Below are 18,236 nucleotides of genomic sequence, written 5' to 3' on the forward strand. Positions count from 1 at the left end.
CCACCCTCCCGTCCCGGCCATCCCCGTCGTCCCTCCCCTTGCCACCGCTCCCGGCTGGAGCCGTTCGCCCCCACACCTCCCTCTCCCCTCCTTCTCCGACAGAGGCCCGCCATGTCCCACTCCAACGCGCTGAACCGCTTGAACAGGCTGCCGGTCTTCCGGTTCCACCGGACCACTCTGCTCGTGGTCTCCTTCGCCTACTTCTTCGAGTTCGCCGACATCAACAGCTTCGCGACCACCGCACCCAAGCTGATCAACCTGTGGGGCGTCACCGTGAACCAGGTGGCCTACGTCACCTCGCTGTCGTTCGTCGGCATGTTCTTCGGCTCGATCATCGCCAGCGGCGTCGCCGACCGGTGGGGACGCAAGAAGGCGCTCACGATGACCACCGTGTTCTTCGGAGTCTTCTCCTTCGCCTCGGTCTTCTCCTGGGACGTACTGTCCCTCGGTGTGTTCCGCGTCCTGACCTCGGCCGGACTGTCCGCGATGACGGTCGTGGCGGTCATCTACGTCAACGAGATCTACCCGGCCGCCTTCCGCGGCAAGTACCAGGCGTACGCGATCGTCATCGGCATCTGCGGCACACCCGTCACCAATCTGATCGCCAGCGCCGTGGTGCCCCTGAACGACTGGTCGTGGCGGCTGGTCTATCTGTGGGGCTCGCTCGGCCTGCTGTTCGTCTTCTTCGCACGCAAACTCAAGGAGTCGCCCCGCTGGCTCGAAAACAGGGGCGAGCACGCCCAGGCCGACGCGATCCTGACCGAGCTGGAGGCCCAGGCCACCGCCGAGAAGGGCCCGCTGCCCGAACCCGCGCCCCCGGTCGACGAACCACCGGCCGCCAAGGCGACCCTGCGTCTGCTGCTCCAGAAGAAGTACCTCGCGCCGACACTCCTGCTCACCGTGGTGTGGGTCACCCAGACCATCGGCTTCTTCGGCTACTCCAGCTGGGCACCCACCCTGCTGGCCAAGGAGGGCTTCAGCGTCGAGAAGTCGGTGTTCTACGTGGCCCTGACGACGGTCGGCGCGCCGCTCGGCTCCTTCCTCGCCTCCCTGGTCACCGACCGGTTCGAGCGCAAGTGGTGTCTGGTCGCCTTCGGCACGGTCATCGCGTTCTGCGGACTGCTCTACGGGCTCACCTTCGACCCGGTCCTGATCGTCGTCTTCGGCTTCCTCGTGAACCTCTTCGAGCGCGGCTACACCGCCCTGGGATACGCCTATTCACCCGAGGTCTTCGACACCCGCAGCAGGTCCCTGGGCACCGGCGTCTCGTACGGGCTGGGGCGGCTCTCGAACGCGGCCGGGCCACTGATCATCGCGGCCCTCTACAACAACACCGGCTACCAGAGCGTCTTCTACTTCATCGCCGGTACCTGGATCTTCGGTGCCGTCGTCCTGGCGATCTTCGGCCCGAGGACCCGGGCCGCCAGGCTCCAGCAGCCGCAGAAGCCCCGCGCGGCGGCCTGAATCACCCGCCCGCGACCGGCTGACCGGCCGGTCTCTCCTTGGCCCGCCATCCGCTGCCCCCTCTGCTCGCGGGCCGGGGAAGGCGGGCCCGCCGCGCCCAGATGAAACGATCACCCGAGGCGCTTCCCGCCGCCCAGGGCACGCCGACACAGTTCACCCGTACAGGTGAACCATGTCGGGGAGTGGACCCGAGGCACGGACCACCGACCTACCGAGGGGGGGCACGCTGACACCTTCGGACGCCGAGGCGGCGTACGGCCTACTGGTTGGTCCTGGGCAGGCCCCTCGGGTTCAGTTCTGACGAGGGGACCGCCTCGTTCGCCAGCCCCCAACGGTCCAGGACCTTCCGGTACGTACCGTTCTTGATCACAGTGTTGAGCGCCTCCTGAACGGGCTTGATCAGGTCATGGTCCTTCTTCGTGGTCGCCGCGATCTCGCCCTGCACATCGGCGCCGCCCCCCGAGTACGTGCCGATGATCTCGCTCTGTCCCGCGGACGCCACGTGGTAGGCGGCTGTCGGGTTGGGGCCGAGATAGGCGTCGATGCGCCCGGAACCGAGCGCCAGGTAGTAGTCGGTGGGCTTCTGGTAGTACTTGATGTCGGTGGGCTTCAGCCCCTTCTTCACGTTCTGCTCGCTCCAGGTGACCAGCAGCTTCTCCTGGTTGGTGCCGGAGCCGACCGCGATGGTCCGGCCCGCCACGTCCGCCGGTTCGCTCACCTTCCAGCCCGCACCCTTCTTCGTCTCGAACGCAAGGTTGTCCAGACGGTACGTGGCGAAGTCGTACTTGTCCTTGCGCTCCTCGGTGACCGTGATGTTGCTCAGCCCGACGTCGTACTTGCCGCTGTCGAGGCCGACGAAGATGTTCGCCCAGTCGACCGTGTTGTAATGCGCCTTGAGCCCGAGCACATTCGCGATCAGCGAGGCGATGTCGGGTTCCACCCCGATCACCGTCTTGTCGTCGGTGGCGTAGAAACTCAGCGGCGGCGCGGTGCCGGTCGTACCGACGATCTCCAGGGTGCCCCGCTCGCGGACCGCCTCGGGGACCAGGGCGGCGATGGAGTCCACCTTGGGCGTGGTGACCCGGTGCTGTTCGGGGCCCAGATTGATCGTCGAGCCACCGCCGCCCGCGCCCTTGGCATCGATCTTGTCGGTGGCGTCGTCGGCCGGATCGCCGCAGCCGGTGAGCGAGAACGCGGTGACGAGGCCGAGAACGGCGGCGGTGGTACGGATGAAGGCACGGCGGGGCGGCATGGTGGCTCCTTGGGCGGTGCGTCGGCTGGAAGAGCGAGCAAGGAAGGGAGAGGGACGAGAAGAGGGAAAGGAAGGCGAGGAGAAGACGAGGAGAAGGCAAGAGAAGGCGGGGGAGCGCGAGGTCACAGCACCTTGGACAGAAACGCCTTGGTCCGCGTGTGCCGCGGCCGGTCGAGCAACTCGGCCGGCGGGCCCTGCTCGACGATCACACCCTCGTCCATGAAGACGACGGTGTCGGCCACTTCACGTGCGAAGCCGATCTCGTGCGTGACAACGATCATGGTCGTTCCGCTGCGGGCCAGGTCCTTGATGACGTCCAGCACCTCACCCACCAGCTCCGGGTCGAGCGCCGAGGTCGGCTCGTCGAAAAGCAGCACCTTCGGCTCCGGCGCGAGCGCGCGGGCGATCGCCACGCGCTGCTGCTGCCCCCCGGAGAGCTGGCGCGGATACGCGTCCGCCTTGTCCGCGAGCCCCACCCGCTCCAGCAGCGCCCGCGCCTGCTCGACCGCCGCCCTCCGGGGCCGTCGCAGTGCCGAGACCGGCGCCTCGATGATGTTCTCCACGACCGTCAGATGCGGGAAGAGGTTGAAGTTCTGGAAGACGAATCCGATGTGCAGCCGCTGCTTGAGCACCTCCCGCTCCTTCAGCTCGTGGAGCGTGGAGCCGGAGCGGCGGTAGCCGATCAGCTCGCCGTCGATGGCGACGTACCCACGGTTCAGCTTCTCCAGATGGTTGATGCTCCGCAGCAGCGTCGACTTCCCCGAACCGGACGGCCCGAGCACGACCGTCACCTCTCCGGTACGGACCCGCAGGTCGACACCGCGCAGCACGTCGAGCGCGCCGAAGCTCTTGTGGACGCCGCGTACCTCCACCATCGGAGGGCCGTCGGCGCTGCCCGCGCGGCCTGTCCCGGCCTCGCTGCCGCTCCCGCCGGTGTGTTCGGTGCTCATCTCTGGATCCCTCCGGTGGCGGCGGACGCCCGTATCGTGCGGGCGAACGTCCTGGCGCGCTGGAGCGGGGTGGGCGGGGGAGTGCGTTCGGCGCCCCGCGCGAAGTGCCGTTCCACGTAGTACTGGGCGATGGACAGCAACGTGGTCAGCAGGATGTACCAGGCGGTGGCGACCATCAGCAGCGGTACGACCCGTCCGTTGCGGCCGTAGACCACCTGCACCTGGTAGAACAACTCGCCGATGGCCATGACGGAGACGATCGAGGTGCCCTTGAAGAGGGAGATCACCTCGTTGGCCGCGTTGGGCAGGATGCCCCGCATCGCCTGCGGCAGCAGAATACGCCGCAGCTGCCGCAGCCGGGGTATGCCGAGCGCCGCCGCGGCTTCCAACTGCCCGCCGTCGACGGAGACGATCCCGCCGCGCACGATCTCCGCCGCGTAGGCGGCCTGGTGCAGCGCGAGCCCGATGACGGCTGCCGAGAGAGCGCCGACCAGATTCATCGTGTCGAAGCTCCACAGCACCGGGCCGAAGGGGATGCCGAACCCCAACTCCTTGTACAGATAGGCGAGATTGAACCAGAACAGCAGTTGCACGATGAGCGGGATCGACCGGAACGCCCAGATGTACGTCCAGGCGACCGTCTGGAGGATCACACTCCGCGACAGCCGCATGAAGGCCAGCACCATCCCGAGGGCGAATCCGATCACCGTTCCGTAGGCGGTGAGCTGCAGCGTCACCCAGACGGCCTTCAGTACGGTGTCGGCCGTGAGATAGAGGAAGAAGATGTCCCACTCCCAGCCGGGATTGGTGAGCAGCCCGTGCCCGAACTGGGCGACCACGACCAGCGCGGCTGCCCCGGCCACCCAACGCCAGTAATGGCGCGCGGGAACGACTTTCAGCGCGGCGAGATCGTCGCCGGGACCGGCAGCGGCCCCCGGCGGCGGAGAGGCGCCCGCCGGGGGCGGTACGGTGGTCGCGGCGGCGCCGGGCGCGGCGTCCGCCCCGGTTGCGGTGTCCATGGCGGGGCTCCTGCGGATACTCGGGCTCGGGCTCGGGCGGGCTGATGATCAGGGACTTCTCGACGGCCGTCGATCGTCGGACGCACGGGGGCAGCCCGCTTCCCTTCAGGCGTCGTCGCGCGGGCCGGGAACGCTCCTGGTGGTGACCGCGTGGTGACCGGTCAGTTCCACACGTCGAGGGGTGAGTGCCTTCGCGAACGGCAACGGGCCGATCGTCTCCGGATCCGCGTCCGTGTCGAACAGCGGTGTGTACCCGGCCGCCAGATACAGCCCGCGCGCCTCGGGCTGGCGCGGTCCGGTGGTGAGGTAGACCTCGCGGTACCCCCGGGCGACGGCGATGCGCTCCAACTCCCGCACCACGCGCATCGCGAGCCCACGCCGCCGGTGCGCGGAGTGGGTCCAGATGCGCTTCAGCTCGGCCGTGGCCGCGTCGTACCGGCGGAACGCGCCTCCCGCCACCGGTTCGCCGTGCTCCAGCAAAAGCAGCAGGACACCGTGCGGCGGGTCGAACTCCTCCGCCGGATACCGCGCCAGCTCGCCGTGCGCGTCCTTGCCGTACCGGGCGGAGTACTCGTCCCCCAGCTCCCGCAGCATCGGGCGCACCAGCGGATCGGAGACCCGGACGCGCAGCCAGGCCGGACCCCCGGGACCGGCCGCGGAGGTCATCGGCCGACCCCGGAAGCGTCGCGCGTGGCGGTGGCGTCGTCCCGATCCGCCGCCCTCGGGCCGAGGATCCGCCGATCGAGCGTCCCCGGGCCCCGGGCAGCGCCCTCGGCATCGCGCCTGGCCACCTCCGCCCGCACCAGCGGGATGACGTGCCGGCCGAAGTCGATGGCATCGCCCAGCAGGTCGTAGCCACGGGCGGAGATGATGTCCACACCGAGGTCGTAGTAGTCCAGCAGCGCCCTGGCCACCGTCTCCGGAGTGCCGACCAGGGCGTTGGAGTTACCGGCGCCGCCGGTCGCCGCCGCCGTCGGAGTCCACAGCGCCCGGTCGTACCGCTCGCCCTCCCGCGCGATCGAGATCAGCCGCCGCGCGCCGGTGTTCTCGGGTGCCGACCGGGAGTGGTCGCGTACGGTGACCCGCCGGCCCTTGCTCTGCCTCGCCTTGATCGCGTCGAGGGTCCGGTACGCCTTCTCCCAGGCAAGCTCCTCCGTCGGCGCGATGACGGGCCGGAACGCCACCTGGATCCGGGGCGGGGTCACGCGACCGGCGGCGCGGGCCGCCGCCCGTACGGACTCGATCTGCTCCGCCGTCCGCTCCAGCGGCTCGCCCCACAGCGCGTAGATGTCCGCCTCGGCCCCGCCCGCCGCGTACGCCGCCGGGGACGAGCCGCCGAACGACACGTCGGGCCGCGGCTGTTGGACGGGGAACACGTCGCTGACGAAGTCGTGGAACCGGTAGTGCTCGCCCTCGTGGTCGAAGGGATCGTGCGTGGTCCAGATCCGCTTGACGATCTCGATGTACTCGCGGGTGCGGGCGTACCGCTGGTCCTTGGTGAGGGTGTCACCCTCACGCCCCTGTTCGCGGTCGTTGCCGCCGGTGATGAAGTGCACGGCGAGCCGCCCGTCGCTGATCCGGTCCAGTGTCGCGAAGGTCTTCGCGGCGAACGTCGGATACGAGACGTTCGGCCGGTGTGCGAGCAGGAGCTGTAGCCGGTCCAGCCGGGAGGCGATGTACGCGGCGGCCGGTGCCGGATCGGGAGAGCCGGAACCGTACGCGAACAGCACCCGGTCCCAGCCGTGGTCCTCATGGGCACGGGCGAGCTTGAGTGTGTATTCCTTGTCGAACGCGCCACCGGAGCGCGGGCTGGTCTCCGACCCGTCGTTGCTGGCGGCGATACCGAGGAACTCCACAGGCATGAGGGACCTTTCGTGCGGGGCGGGAGGCGCGGCACCGGTACGCGGCGCACGGCCGCGGCGCACACGGACATGGCCGGACGGCGGCGGCGCGCGGCGCGTGATACGTGGTGACGCGGAGCGAGGTACGGGAGCGCTGCACGGAGCTGGGCGTGGTGACGGGTGGCGCGTCAGGGGTACGGCGGCAGCGTGCGCCCGGTGCGGAAGAGGTGCTCGGCCCGCGACGGGGTCACCGAGGGAGGGAGGGGCCGGTCAGGCGGCCCGCTGCCGGGTCAGGCGCAACAAGACGCGGACCACACGCGACCGAAGTCGATGTGGCCGCGGATGACCAACGGCAGTTGCCTCTGCATGAAGCCAATTGAGCACGGGACCTCGGCCGAAGTCAACACTCGCTCACGGTGTGGTCGGCGTCGGCGGCATCGGTGGCCGACGCGTGCTTCTTGACAGCGACGCTCCGGGCGCGCATGCGATTCGGCCGGGTTGAGGCCCCGCTGACGCGCGTACGGTCCCACCGCACGCGCGGTGGGACCGTACCGTCTTTCCCGTGGGCGTCGCTCAGACGCGGCCGGCCGCGATCAGCAGGTACTGGAAGGAGCCGTCCTTGTACGCGTTGATGAACGCCTCCTCGATGCCCGTGACCAGCGAGGACGTGGCCCGCAGCTCCCAGTAGGGCAGGGTCGCGGCGGTGAGGCCGACGACGGCCTGCGGGACGAGGCGGTTGTCGGCCATGGCACGCAGGTACTCCCGGCGGGAGTGGATGTTGCACTCGAAGTGCGCGTTGATCTGCGAGACCCACTTCGACGGCTGGCCGTAACGCGGGTTCCAGCAGCCGGTGATGGTCACATAGCGGCCACCGGCCGCGAGGACGCGGGAGTGCTCCGCGAAGAGGTCCTGCAGGTCGACATACATGCTCGACTCGTTGTTCCATGAGGCCGCGGCCTGCCCGGTCTCGAACGGCGTACCGAGCATGTTGCAGACCCGGGCGCGCACGTGGTCCTGGACACCGAGTTCGCGGGCGCGGTTGTTGGCGAAGTCGGCCTGCTTGGCCGACAGGGAGATCTCCGCCTCGCCGTGCTTGTTCTGCCGCTGCCGGGGAATCGAACCGAACGCCTGGATGTGGGCCTGGAGCCCCGGGGCCGTGGACACCACGGCGGCGAAGTCGGCGCGGGACAGCGTGAGCAGGGTGCCCGCGGTCTCGGCGGTGGCCGTGAAGTCCCACAGGCCGTCCGCGTCCAGCAGGACGTTGTCCCCGAACCGGTCGCCGACGGTGTAGCTCAACCGCCGGTTCACCCGGTAGGCGCCGCCCTTGGTCTCCACCCACGGCAGCACCCGCAGCAGCCAGCGAGACGAGATCCCCTGCATCTGCGGCGCGGACTTGGCCGTGGTGGCCAGGTTGCGGGCGGCCGCCGTGCTCAGGCTGGATTGCCGAGGTGTCTCCTGCGGGGTTCGCGGAGGTGTTTCCGAGCTGGTCTCGACGGTCATCGGGCGCGCTCTCCTTCGTAGAGGCGGTGGCCGACGTACGCGTGCGGCACGGAGAAAGAAAGGGGGACAGAGGGAACGGAGCGGACGGACGGGGCCGAGGGGACGGTGAAGAGGTGCGGAAAAGCAAAGAGGTCAGAAGGGAGGAAATACGGGAATCCGTCCAGATCCCAGGGAACACTAACGGCCGCTGCGCCCGGTCGGTCCAGAGAAGCCGTCGCCGTTAACTCGCTACGATGATCGTGCCCCGGCCCAGGTTCACCCGGGCGACCGACGGGTTTCGGTCACGGTCATGGCCACGGTCACGGCCATGGACTGGGAGCAGGGACGTCCCCCTGGGCCCTGTCTGACGCATAGCGAGTGCGGCTCGCGCCAGACGCCGCGGGCCGCGCCCCGCGGGCGGGCGGACAGCGCCAACGCGGCGGCGCCAACGCGGCGGCGGCCGACGTGGTGGTCCGGCGCGGTGGTCCGGCGCGGTTCCGTCACCGCGCCGGACCGTGATCAGCAGGCCGGGTTCCTCGGCGAGGACCCGCTGACCGGGGAGTACCTCGGCCCCTGACGACCCCGAGGCCCCCAGGAGACCGTCAGGGGTTCTCGATGGTGATGAAGGGATCCCACTGGAAGTAGCCCAGCACCTGGCGGTGATGGTCCAGGATCTGGAAGAAGAAGTGGTAGACGACGTTGCCGGCCCTCTTGACGGTCGTACGCCAGTAATGGTCCTCGTAGCTCTGCGTCACGAACTCCGGTTTGCCCTCGGCACCCTCCTTCGGCATCGGAAAGACGCCGTCGATCACCTCGATCTCCGGCGTCCTGATGAGTGTGTGCGCGCTGTCGTCGCTCACGTATTTGTACAGCAGCGCCTTGTAGTCGCTGCCGAGCGACAGGGTCGTCTCCCGCCACCTGATGCTGTCCCCGGGTTCGGCCCGCAGATTCAGCTCGGCACCCGAGGAGCCGATGATGTGGTCGTGGCGCGTCGTCATGTAGATGAGCTGGTGATCGACCTGCGTCGGCGCGTCGGGGTTCCTCGACGCGTTGGGATACCGCTCGACGATCGTCGCCGCGTCGAACGCGATCAGTACGTTGAGATCAGCCATTTCCCGCTCCTTCGTCCTACCGGGTTCTCCGGCAAGTTCTGTCTCCGCGCCGTGTTGTGTCGTGTCGCGTGGTGAGCCGCCGCGCTCAGGGCTTCGGCACCTTGTACGCCATCGCGCGCGGGTAGTCGCGCCGGTGCAGACGTACACGGACCAGCAGTGGTCCGGTGTTGACCGGATCGGCCGGGTCGGTGAGCCGGGCCAGCAGATCGTCCAGTTCGGTGGTGTGGGCGATGCTGACTCCGCTCGCCGGACTGCCCTCGCCTGCGAAGACGGCGGCCAGCCGGTCGTAGTGCCACGGGTGGAGGACGTTGTAGAAGTCCGGGCCGTCCCGGCCGTCCGCGCTGTCCGTCCTGTCCGTCCTGTCGGTGCTGTCGCTGCTGTCGCTGCTGTCGGTGCGGTCCGGGGCGGCGGATCCCGGACCGCTGTAGTAGGACGGGTGCACGAGCATCTGCTCGATGCCGTAGAAGTGCCCGTTGTCGATCACGAACACCACCGACCGCAGCCCGAGCCTGGTGTGTGTGGAGATCTCCTGACAGGTCTCCTGGAAGGCCCCGTCACCGACGAACACCATCGGCCGGGCGTTCCCGCGCTCGGGCGCGAGCGCGGCGCCGGTGGCCGCGCCGACCGACCAGCCGATGGACAGCCAGCTGATCTGCGACAGGAACGCGCCGGCGGGCAGTGACAGATTCATCGAGCCGATGAGCGAGAACGCGGCGTCGGAGACGACCGTCCAGCTCTGCCGGGTCTGCCCGGCCAGGAAGCCGTTGATCCGGTCGAACAGGCCGTCGTAGGTGAGCCGTTCGGCCTTCCGGGACGGCGGCGCCGTGCCGGTGCGCAGCGAGGCGCGGTGCTGCTCAAGCCCGGCGGGCCGGCCGGCGGGCGCGCCGTGGTGTGTGTGCGCCTCGGCGTAGTAGTCGGCGTCGAAGGCCCCGGAGCCGTAGCGGTCGGTCAGCGCGTCCTGCAACGCGGGCAGGAGCCGGGCGAGCTGGACGTCGGGGAAGTAGGAGGTGCCGACACTGACGCCGCCGTTCGCGGCCATCACCCAGTCGTCGCCGATGTACTGGTCGCCGCCGAGGTTCTTCGATGTGGACCAGGCCCCGAGACCGATCCGGCAGGTGGCCCACTCCTTGAAGATCCGGTGCACGTCCGGGTGGCTGGCCCTGCCGTTGTAGACACCGTGGAACTGCGACAGGTCCTCGTCGACGACGGCTTTGGCGCCGACGGTGGTGCAGAACGGCACTCCGGTGGCCTGCACCAGATCGGTGAGCTGCCCGCCCAGCCGGAACCGGTCGATCTCCTCGCCGGCCCACACGACCGGGCGCGGACCGCCGTCCGGTCCTGGGTGCTCCTCGATCAGGGTCATGATCGCGTCCACGGCGCGGTCCAGCATGGGTTGGTCGCGCGGGCCGAAGGGGCGCTCGCGGCACAGGACCGGCTCCCCGGGTTCGGGACAGGGCTGGTCCCACAGGTCCTCCATGACCTCCAGATAGACGGGCCTGCGCTCGGAGAGGCACGCGGTGAGCGCGGCGTCGATCTGTCCCGGGGCGAGGCCAGGGTTGGATATCACCTCGGCAGCCGCGGTGACCTGCCGGTAGACGTCCAGGTTGCTCTCGGCGCGGGGGCTCATGTGTGAGGTGAGCATGCCGATGGCGCGGTAGTTCTGCCACTGTTCGTAGGGCGGGGACGCGTTGACGGCGACGAGCGGTACGCGCTCGACGTAGGCGCCGCCGCAGGCGTTGAGCAGGTTGAAGGCGCCGACGCTGTAGGTGACGGCGGCGGCGCCGACCCCGTGGACACGGGCGTAGGCGTCGGCCGCCTGGCCCGCGCCGCCCTCGGTGGGAGTGCCGACCCACTGGATGTCGCCCTCGGCCCGCAGGGTGGTCAGGAACGGGCCGAGATGGTTGCCCGGGACGCCGAACAGATGGGTGATGCCCAGCTCCGCCAGGCGCAGGGCCAGGTAGCGTGCGACGGTGCACCGGGGGGTGATCGCGGTCATGACCGGCCCTCCTCGTCCGTGGCGGGCGTGGTGACCGGCGGGGCCTGATGGACGGCGAGGGCGGCGCGCACGGCGCTCTCCAGGGCGCCCTCGATCCAGGCGTGTTTGAGCGAGGTGTGTTCCCCGGCGAAGTGCACGGGGCCTTCGGGCCGGGGGACGTCCAGGTGGAAGCTGGTCATCTGGTGCGCGGTGTACGTGGCGGCCTCGCCGAATGCGTACGGGTCGCGTGCCCAGCTCTTGGTGGCGCCCCGTCCGGTGAAGAACACCTCGATGCGCCGGCCGTGCAGGGCCTGGAGGTTGCGCAGGGCGTAGACGTAGCGTTCCGCGTTCCGCATGGAGTCCCAGCGCGCGGCGTCGTCGGACCAGCAGTACGCGGCGAGGACGACGCCGCCGGTGCTGCCGTCGACCCGGTGCGAGGGGTAGTACATGAACCGGTTGGGGTTGTCGGCGGCGGAGCCACCGCCGAAGCAGCCGGTGGCGGGGCGTACGGCGGGGCCGCGCAGCGGCATGGTGCTGTTGAGCTGCCGCATCTCCTCGGTGACGCCGCTGTCCTTGACCGCGGCGCCCAGCAGGCCGGTGTCCTTGACTACGGCGCCCAGCAGGCCGGTGTCCGTCGTGGCCGGTCCGGGCGCGGGAGCGGGGTCTGCCTCGGCGTCGAGCCGGTAGCTCTCGTAGACGCCCGGTGCCACGCGCTCCAGCTCCTCGCGCCAGTCGTCCTCGGTGAACTCCCACCACCGGTGGCTGAACTCCAGCAGCACCTTGGTGGCCTGGTCGTAGTGGGTCTCGATGATGGCGCGGCGCTTCTTGTACGACATGGAGGGGACGATCTCCACGAAGCGCAGGGCGGAGAACGGGATGGTGACGATCGCCAGGTCCGCGGTCCACAGGCGCGGCGCGGCCCGTGGGTCGTTCTCGGCGACGGTCTGTACGGCCACCCCCCAGCCGTCGGGCCCGACGGCGCCGGTGCCCTCGGGGTCGGCGTCGCGGCTGGGGTCGTGGTATTCGAGGCGGATCATGCGGTGGCCGAGCCGTACCTCGTCGCGCAGGCCCTCGTGGAGGGCGTGCGGCAGCCGCCAACTGCCGCCGGGTATCTCCCAGTAGCGCACGGCCGGGTTGATGTCGCTGCGGCTCAGGAAGCTGTGGAAGAAGGAGAGATGCAGCCGTGAGGACATGTTCTCCAGCGTTCCGACGGCCTCGATCGCCTCGTCGCTGAGCCCGGCGTGGTCGCGCAGGAAGCCGCCCATGGAGTAGCCGTCGAAGTCATGGATCACCCGGGCCCAGCCCTCGACCCACGCGTCGAACGGCTTGTTGACGCGCTTGCCGTCGACGACGTCGGAGTAGTAGTCGCGCACGCTCTCCAGCGCGTCGTCGACCATCTTCACGACGGGGGAGCGGACTTCGTCGGCGGTCAGATGGAATCCCTCGTTGAGCCGTTCGGGACCGGTGGCGTACTCGGCCCGCCGCACCTGGACGCGGTTGGCGCGGATCCAGGAGTTGCCCCGCTTGTCGGGCTCGCGGAAGTCGGGGCTGGCGTCGCCGTAGGTCCATGTCCCGCCGGAGAAGGAGGTGTACGTCACCGGGGGGACGGGAACGTCGGGGCCGCTGCCGGTGCCGGGGGCCACGTCCACGTTGTAGAACTGGCGGCGGCCGAGCCCGAGCCGGTCGACGAGGGCGAGGACGAGCGGATGGAAGTCGGGCAGTCGCATCGCCCCGGCCTCGGCGTACTGGGCGGCGTCGCCGAAGGGCTGGTGGTGCTTGGTCGTCCGGAACGTCTTGACACGCCCGCCGACGCGGTCGGCGTTGGCCTCGATGATGGTGACGTCGTGACCGGCGTCCTTGAGCAGACGGCCGGCGACGAGGCCGGTGATACCGGCGCCGACGACGAGGATCTTCTTGCGCGGGTGGTGGGTGGTGCCGAGGCGGCCCGTGTCTATCAGGGTACGGAGATAACCGAGTTTGAGATCCTCGCCGTCCGGGCCGACGAGGAGGAGTTCTCGGGCGAGCTTCAGGCACGTCTGCCAGCGCGCACGGGTGGCGGAGTTGTCCCGTGGTGTGTCGGTCATAGCTGACGATCGTAGATATGGAAGAACGATTTCCCGATTCTTTCGACAGGTAAAGTCCTGAAAACGTCGACCGTGCGGGTTGACGGATTTCCCCCTTGTCCGTCTATTCCTTGTCGACGCGCGAGTTCCTCCAGGGGCGGAGGGGAAGAGGGGGAATCCGAGACGGTGGCTCGGCTCGCGGAATGTGAAATTCCTGGAGTCCTGGTGATGCGAGTTCCGCCCGAGGAAGCGGCACATCAAGCCTCGGGCGGGACAGGGAATCCATAAATAATACGGATGTACGAGAGTGGGGAATCCGTTCATGCCGACGGAGATCCGCGCGCCGTGCGGACGCATTTCCGTCCGGGCGGCAGGCATGGCGGGCGGATGCCGGGGAAGGCGGCCCGGTGAGCCCAACACGGCGATACAGAGGGCGCGTTGGTCTACGCCCGACGCTCCTGCCCCTGTAGGCTCAGGCGTAGCCAGTGGCACACATTCCCCCCACCCAGGTTGCGTGCTGGCGCGGGCGACACCCGTACAACTCTGCCCCCAGCAGCCGGGTCACCCCTATTCGCCGCCTCCAGGAGGTCACGGTGAAACTGCGCACGAGAAGCTCGGCGATCATCGGCACCGTCTGCCTCGTCGCTTCCCTCGCCTTAACCACAGCGTCCGCCGACGAACCGACCGCCCCACGCGGATCGGCGGAGATCACGCTCAAAGAAGTGGCCAGAGCCCAGAATCCCATCGCGGGCGCGGCCGGTCCCGGAGACACGGTATGGATAGCCGAACGCGCCGGTACCGTCCGCGTTCTGGACGATCAGGGGCTCGGCGAACCCGTCCTCGACATATCCGACGAGACCTCCGTCGACGGTGAACGCGGCCTGCTCGGCGTCGCGTTCGACAAGGAGTTCGCACACTTCTACATCTCGTTCACGAACCGCGAAGGCACCAGCACCCTCGACGAATTCGCCGTACGGGACGGCGAGATTCAGCCGGACACCCGGCGCACCGTTCTCACCCAGACGCAGCCGTACTCCAACCACAACGGCGGCGACATCCGGTTCGGCCCCGACGGCTACCTCTATATCGCCTTCGGCGACGGCGGCTCCGGCGGCGACCCGCACGGCAACGGGCAGGGTCTGGACACACTGCTCGGCAAGCTGCTGCGCATCGACCCGAGCGGCGGCGAGCCGTACGGGATCCCTGCGGACAACCCGTTCGTGGACGACCCGAACGCGAAGGACGAGATCTGGGCGTACGGGCTGCGCAACCCGTGGCGCTTCTCCTTCGACACGGGCACGGGCGACCTGCTGATCGGCGACGTCGGCCAGAACGACTGGGAAGAGATCGACTGGGCCCCGGCGGACAGCGAGGGCGGCGAGAACTACGGCTGGTCCCAGATGGAGGGCAACCACCCCTTCCGGGGCGGCACCGAGCCCGCGAACCACGTACCGCCGGTCCACGAGTACGGCCGCGGCGGCCTGGGCTGCTCGGTGACCGGCGGCTACGTCTACCGGGGCGAGGCCATCCCGGAGCTGAAGGGGCAGTACCTGTTCAGCGACTACTGCGACGGCACCGTCCGTGCTCTGCGCATGGCGAACGGCGAGGTGACGGGCGAGAGCGACCTCGGAGTCAGCGGCGGCCAGGTCATCTCGTTCGTACAGGACGGCAAGGGCGAGCTGTATGTCCTCGACATCGCCGGCAGCGTCTCCCGCATCGACCCGGCGTGACCGACCCTACGTAACCGATCTGACCCTACGTGACCGATACCGACCCTGCACAGCGCATACCGACCCTGCAGAACCGATACGGCGCAACCGACCCTACGCAAGCGATACGGCGCAACCGATCCGCGGGCCGGACGTCCGGCCCGGCATCCGCACCGCCCCGCCGCACGACATGTGCGGCGGGGCGTGGCACGTCCGGCGGCGACTGCCGTCCCCCGGACACCCCCCGGACACCCCGCGGACAGCCGGACCCGCGTGGACCACGGGGACCGCGTGGACCGGTCAGCGCGCCGTGCGTTTGTCGTCGCTCCCCGTACCTCGGTCACTCCCCGTGACCCCGTCATGCCCGGAACGTTCGTCCCGCCCGGAGTGTTCGTCCCGCCCGGAACGTTCGTCCTCCGGCGGCGAGAGAATCTCCCACAGGCCCGCCCGCGCGTGATACACGTTCACGATCACCAACATCAGCACCATGAACACGCCGTACTGCGCTCCGTTGAGCGCCGGCACCAGATGCACCGGCAACGTGTACGCCATGAGAGTCCGCACGCCCATGTCGACCAGCAGACCGAACCCCCAGATCACCGTGGTGATCTGCCAGATCCGCCGGAACCGCGCGTTCTCCTCCCACAGGTCGTCCCAGTTCCGATTGCCCGCGGTCCGACGTTCGAGCAGCCGTCGCGAGAAACCGAACGCCAACGGACGCCGCGCGCGCAGCGACATCAGGAAGCCCAGCCCCGCGACGCCGGTCAGCCAGCCGTCCCTGACCAGCAGCAGCCGCACGCTGCCACCCGTCGCGGAGACGATCAGGCTCAGCACCAGCATCGACGTCACGAACACGCCCAGCATGTCGATGCGCCGCGTCCGCGCGAACCGGATGAGCGTCGCCAGCGCGGGCACCACCGCCCCGGCCATCAGGGCGATCAAGTCGCTCACCCCGAACGCCGTCAGCCCGTAGTAGAGCCCGATCGGCGCGGCGACGTCCACCAGCATCGTCACCAGCATGGAAGGCCCGGAATCGGAGCTGTCGGAGTCGCGTCCGGACCCGCGATCGCCCCCCGGGCCGGAGGAAGACTGCTCCGGAAGAGTCGTGCCGCCGCTGGTCATGCGCTCTCCGTTCGATGGGGCGGTGCGTAACGGCGAGCCCGGCCGCCGCCGCACCGCGGCACGGGCGCGGTCCGCCGCGGTCCACCGGCGCACATTTTCGCGTTCGCCTCCGCAACGATACGGGCGGACCACCCGCGCAGGCTCTCTGGAAAACCCTAGAACTCATGTGATCCAGCCTGGTTTTCGGCCACGCGCTGTTAGCGTCTGCCACCAGATCGAGACTCGTACGCGTCTTTTACCTGACGTAGTCGCAGCACCACCAACCCCTTCACTCCCGATACGGCGTCCTGCGACTTGTCCATCTCCGCCGATCCTGGAGACCACTGTGACCGATGTGCAATTGAATCCCGAGTCGCCCGCCCCGACGGAATCCATCCCGGTTCCGGGCCCCCTGCGGCTGAGGGATATGCGCGACATCACCAGGAACATCCCGCGCTACCTCTCCGCGCTGCGCGACCAACACGGGCCCCTGGTACGTGTCCCGATGGGGAAGAGCGACGCCTTCCTCGTCAGCGACTTCGATGTCGTGCAGGACGTCATCATCGCGTCCAGCCGACGCTTCGACAAAGACGCCGAAAAGACCGGCCCCGGCCCCGACGACTGGGGCTCCAGCCTCGAACGCGTCCTCGGCAAGGGCCTGGTGACGAGCGTCGGCACCTACCACCGCCGCCAGCGCCGGCTCATCCAGCCGGTGTTCCACCGCCGCCGGATCGCCGGATACGGCACCGCCTTCGCCTCCATCGCCGACGAGTTCTCCGGCACCTTCCGTGACGGCGTCCGCCTCAACTTCCACGAGTCCATGTACGAGCTGGCCCTCGGCATGGTCACCCGCACCCTCTTCGACGTGTCCCTGGAGAGCGAGGCCGCCGAGAGCATCCGCAGCGCCTTCCCCCGCGAAGGCGGCCCGCTGCGCTGGGAACTCAGCCCCATCGGCAAGGTCCTGCTGCGCCTCCCGCTCCCCGCCAACCGCAAGTTCAAGCGCGGTCTGAAGACGGTTGACGACATCGTCTACGGCATGATCGACGAGCGTCGGCAGGGCCCCGGCGACGGCGACGACCTGCTCTCCGTCCTGCTCCACGTCACCGACGCGGACACCGGCGAGCACCTCACCGACGAGGAACTCCGCGACGAGGCCATGACCCTCCTCATGGCGGGCCACGAGACCTCCTCCGGCTCCCTCACGTGGACCTACTACCTGCTCGGCACCAACCCCGAGATCCGCGAGAAGATGCACGCCGAGCTGGACGAGGTCCTCGGCGACCGACTGCCCACGGTCGAGGACCTGCCCCGCCTGACCTACACCGACGCCGTGTACTCGGAGGCGCTGCGCCTCTTCCCGCCGGCCTGGGTGCTGGTCCGCCGGGCCCTGGAGGACTACACGGCCAACGGCTACCACATCCCGCGCAACAGCGCCGTGATGGTCAGTCCGTTCGTCCTGCACCGCGACAAGACGTGGTGGCCGGAGCCGGAACGATTCGCCCCCCAGCGGTTCCTGGAAGGCACCGACGACGCCGACCCGCTCGCCGGCCACGCCCGCGCCCAGGGCCGCCCCAAGCTGGCCTACCTGCCGTTCGGCGCCGGTCCCCGCCAGTGCATCGGCAACGTCTTCGCCCAGATGGAGGGCGTCTTGGCGCTCGCCACGCTCAGTCGGCACTGGGAGTTCGAACCGGTCGGTGACGCGCCGGACCGGGTCGCGAGCGACTTCACCCTCCAGCCCCGCGGCGGACTCGACATGATTCCGCACCGCCGACGCTGACCGCACGTCGCTGACCAGGGCCGAACTAGTAGAAGTCTCCCTAGATCGAGAGCTGCCCGCGGGACTCGCCTGCGGGCAGCCGCCAGGATGAACAAGCGTCGGGGCCGGCGACCGCATCGCATCCGCCGATCGCGGCGCCCCCTGGCAGCGCATCGCAACCATCGATTGTCCCGCAGGCCGCGCGGCAGTCGGATCCGGCCGGAAAAGCGGCCAGGACATGTGCTGGATTCGTAGGGCGGAGGCAGTGGCCGTGTTGCCAGAAGACGCACAGGTGCGGGGGAACGTGATGGACTCCCGGCAGGCAGTCGACACCGTTCGGGGTGGGAACGCTCCGACGGGCGCGGACCCGGAGCACTCCGGCCGTCCGGAGCCCAGCGGCCGTCCGGCCGCGACGGGCGCGGGCACGGCTGCGGGTACGGCCATGGGCACGGGTACGGGCACACGCGCGGACACGGCCACGGCGGCAGGCGACGCGGTCACGCCGCACGCCTCCG

14 protein-coding genes and 1 pseudogene are annotated in these 18,236 nt (G+C 69.4%); 5 read left to right on the top strand and 10 right to left on the bottom strand.

Annotated features, from left to right (window positions below; all coding sequences use genetic code 11):
• Nucleotides 1-111 precede the first annotated feature (111 nt).
• Nucleotides 112-1,464, top strand: a complete 1,353-nt coding sequence (locus DVH02_RS02685) for an MFS transporter (protein ID WP_114622036.1) — start codon at nucleotides 112-114, stop codon at nucleotides 1,462-1,464.
• Nucleotides 1,465-1,723: 259 nt separating this feature from the next.
• Here the strand turns inward: DVH02_RS02685 and DVH02_RS02690 are convergent, their stop codons facing one another.
• From DVH02_RS02690 to DVH02_RS35890, 6 genes are all read right to left on the bottom strand, one after another.
• Entirely contained in the window at nucleotides 1,724-2,716 is a 993-nt protein-coding gene (locus DVH02_RS02690) for an ABC transporter substrate-binding protein (RefSeq protein ID WP_114622037.1), read from the bottom strand.
• Between the two features lie 122 nt (nucleotides 2,717-2,838).
• Entirely contained in the window at nucleotides 2,839-3,591 is a 753-nt protein-coding gene (locus DVH02_RS02695; protein ID WP_114622047.1) for an amino acid ABC transporter ATP-binding protein, read from the bottom strand.
• A gap of 71 nt (nucleotides 3,592-3,662) precedes the next feature.
• Entirely contained in the window at nucleotides 3,663-4,685 is a 1,023-nt protein-coding gene (locus tag DVH02_RS02700; protein WP_114622038.1) for an amino acid ABC transporter permease, read from the bottom strand.
• Between the two features lie 105 nt (nucleotides 4,686-4,790).
• A complete protein-coding gene (locus DVH02_RS02705; protein WP_114622039.1) occupies nucleotides 4,791-5,351 on the bottom strand; it encodes a GNAT family N-acetyltransferase in 561 nt (186 codons plus the stop codon).
• A complete protein-coding gene (locus DVH02_RS02710; RefSeq protein WP_114622040.1) occupies nucleotides 5,348-6,547 on the bottom strand; it encodes an LLM class flavin-dependent oxidoreductase in 1,200 nt (399 codons plus the stop codon). The genes DVH02_RS02705 and DVH02_RS02710 overlap by 4 nt, the downstream gene beginning before the upstream one ends.
• A gap of 552 nt (nucleotides 6,548-7,099) precedes the next feature.
• On the bottom strand, nucleotides 7,100-8,026 hold the full coding sequence (locus DVH02_RS35890) for a methyltransferase domain-containing protein (RefSeq protein ID WP_233518002.1): 927 nt from the start codon (nucleotides 8,024-8,026) through the stop codon (nucleotides 7,100-7,102).
• A gap of 289 nt (nucleotides 8,027-8,315) precedes the next feature.
• On the opposite strand from DVH02_RS35890, the gene DVH02_RS34690 reads away from it, so the two are divergent.
• On the top strand, nucleotides 8,316-8,582 hold the full coding sequence (locus DVH02_RS34690) for a hypothetical protein (RefSeq protein WP_147285987.1): 267 nt from the start codon (nucleotides 8,316-8,318) through the stop codon (nucleotides 8,580-8,582).
• A 25-nt stretch (nucleotides 8,583-8,607) separates the two neighbouring features.
• Here the strand turns inward: DVH02_RS34690 and DVH02_RS02720 are convergent, their stop codons facing one another.
• The 3 genes from DVH02_RS02720 to DVH02_RS02730 all read right to left on the bottom strand — a co-directional run bounded on the left by DVH02_RS02720 (nucleotide 8,608) and on the right by DVH02_RS02730 (nucleotide 13,176).
• Nucleotides 8,608-9,117 carry an inclusion body family protein gene (locus DVH02_RS02720; RefSeq protein WP_114622041.1) on the bottom strand — a complete coding sequence of 170 codons (510 nt, stop codon included), beginning with the start codon at nucleotides 9,115-9,117 and terminating at the stop codon, nucleotides 8,608-8,610.
• 85 nt (nucleotides 9,118-9,202) lie between these two features.
• Nucleotides 9,203-11,113 (bottom strand): thiamine pyrophosphate-binding protein, encoded by a 1,911-nt coding sequence (locus DVH02_RS02725; RefSeq protein ID WP_114622042.1) that lies wholly within the window; start codon nucleotides 11,111-11,113, stop codon nucleotides 9,203-9,205.
• Nucleotides 11,110-13,176 (bottom strand): flavin monoamine oxidase family protein, encoded by a 2,067-nt coding sequence (locus DVH02_RS02730; protein ID WP_114622043.1) that lies wholly within the window; start codon nucleotides 13,174-13,176, stop codon nucleotides 11,110-11,112. Before DVH02_RS02730 ends, DVH02_RS02725 begins: the two co-directional genes overlap by 4 nt.
• Before the next feature lie 572 nt (nucleotides 13,177-13,748).
• Here DVH02_RS02730 and DVH02_RS02735 point away from each other — a divergent pair.
• Nucleotides 13,749-14,885, top strand: a complete 1,137-nt coding sequence (locus DVH02_RS02735; RefSeq protein ID WP_114622044.1) for a PQQ-dependent sugar dehydrogenase — start codon at nucleotides 13,749-13,751, stop codon at nucleotides 14,883-14,885.
• 279 nt (nucleotides 14,886-15,164) lie between these two features.
• Here the strand turns inward: DVH02_RS02735 and DVH02_RS02740 are convergent, their stop codons facing one another.
• Nucleotides 15,165-15,986, bottom strand: coding sequence for a VC0807 family protein (locus tag DVH02_RS02740; protein ID WP_158575832.1), 822 nt, complete (start codon nucleotides 15,984-15,986; stop codon nucleotides 15,165-15,167).
• A 325-nt stretch (nucleotides 15,987-16,311) separates the two neighbouring features.
• On the opposite strand from DVH02_RS02740, the gene DVH02_RS02745 reads away from it, so the two are divergent.
• Both DVH02_RS02745 and DVH02_RS35895 read left to right on the top strand, forming a co-directional pair.
• Nucleotides 16,312-17,742 (top strand): cytochrome P450, encoded by a 1,431-nt coding sequence (locus DVH02_RS02745; RefSeq protein ID WP_158575833.1) that lies wholly within the window; start codon nucleotides 16,312-16,314, stop codon nucleotides 17,740-17,742.
• Nucleotides 17,743-17,992: 250 nt separating this feature from the next.
• Nucleotides 17,993-18,236: pseudogene (locus DVH02_RS35895) on the top strand (hypothetical protein); the annotation flags it as partial.

The sequence above is a fragment of the Streptomyces corynorhini genome, from assembly GCF_003346515.1.
In the GTDB taxonomy this organism is placed as follows: domain Bacteria; phylum Actinomycetota; class Actinomycetes; order Streptomycetales; family Streptomycetaceae; genus Streptomyces; species Streptomyces corynorhini.

Coding starts and splice junctions, on each gene's coding strand:
- DVH02_RS02685 (WP_114622036.1), top strand. CDS start 112: ATGTCCCACTCCAACGCGCTGAACCGCTTGAACAGGCTGCCGGTCTTC.
- DVH02_RS02690 (WP_114622037.1), bottom strand. CDS start 2,716: ATGCCGCCCCGCCGTGCCTTCATCCGTACCACCGCCGCCGTTCTCGGC.
- DVH02_RS02695 (WP_114622047.1), bottom strand. CDS start 3,591: ATGGTGGAGGTACGCGGCGTCCACAAGAGCTTCGGCGCGCTCGACGTG.
- DVH02_RS02700 (WP_114622038.1), bottom strand. CDS start 4,685: ATGGACACCGCAACCGGGGCGGACGCCGCGCCCGGCGCCGCCGCGACC.
- DVH02_RS02705 (WP_114622039.1), bottom strand. CDS start 5,351: ATGACCTCCGCGGCCGGTCCCGGGGGTCCGGCCTGGCTGCGCGTCCGG.
- DVH02_RS02710 (WP_114622040.1), bottom strand. CDS start 6,547: ATGCCTGTGGAGTTCCTCGGTATCGCCGCCAGCAACGACGGGTCGGAG.
- DVH02_RS35890 (WP_233518002.1), bottom strand. CDS start 8,026: ATGACCGTCGAGACCAGCTCGGAAACACCTCCGCGAACCCCGCAGGAG.
- DVH02_RS34690 (WP_147285987.1), top strand. CDS start 8,316: ATGGCCACGGTCACGGCCATGGACTGGGAGCAGGGACGTCCCCCTGGG.
- DVH02_RS02720 (WP_114622041.1), bottom strand. CDS start 9,117: ATGGCTGATCTCAACGTACTGATCGCGTTCGACGCGGCGACGATCGTC.
- DVH02_RS02725 (WP_114622042.1), bottom strand. CDS start 11,113: ATGACCGCGATCACCCCCCGGTGCACCGTCGCACGCTACCTGGCCCTG.
- DVH02_RS02730 (WP_114622043.1), bottom strand. CDS start 13,176: ATGACCGACACACCACGGGACAACTCCGCCACCCGTGCGCGCTGGCAG.
- DVH02_RS02740 (WP_158575832.1), bottom strand. CDS start 15,986: ATGACCAGCGGCGGCACGACTCTTCCGGAGCAGTCTTCCTCCGGCCCG.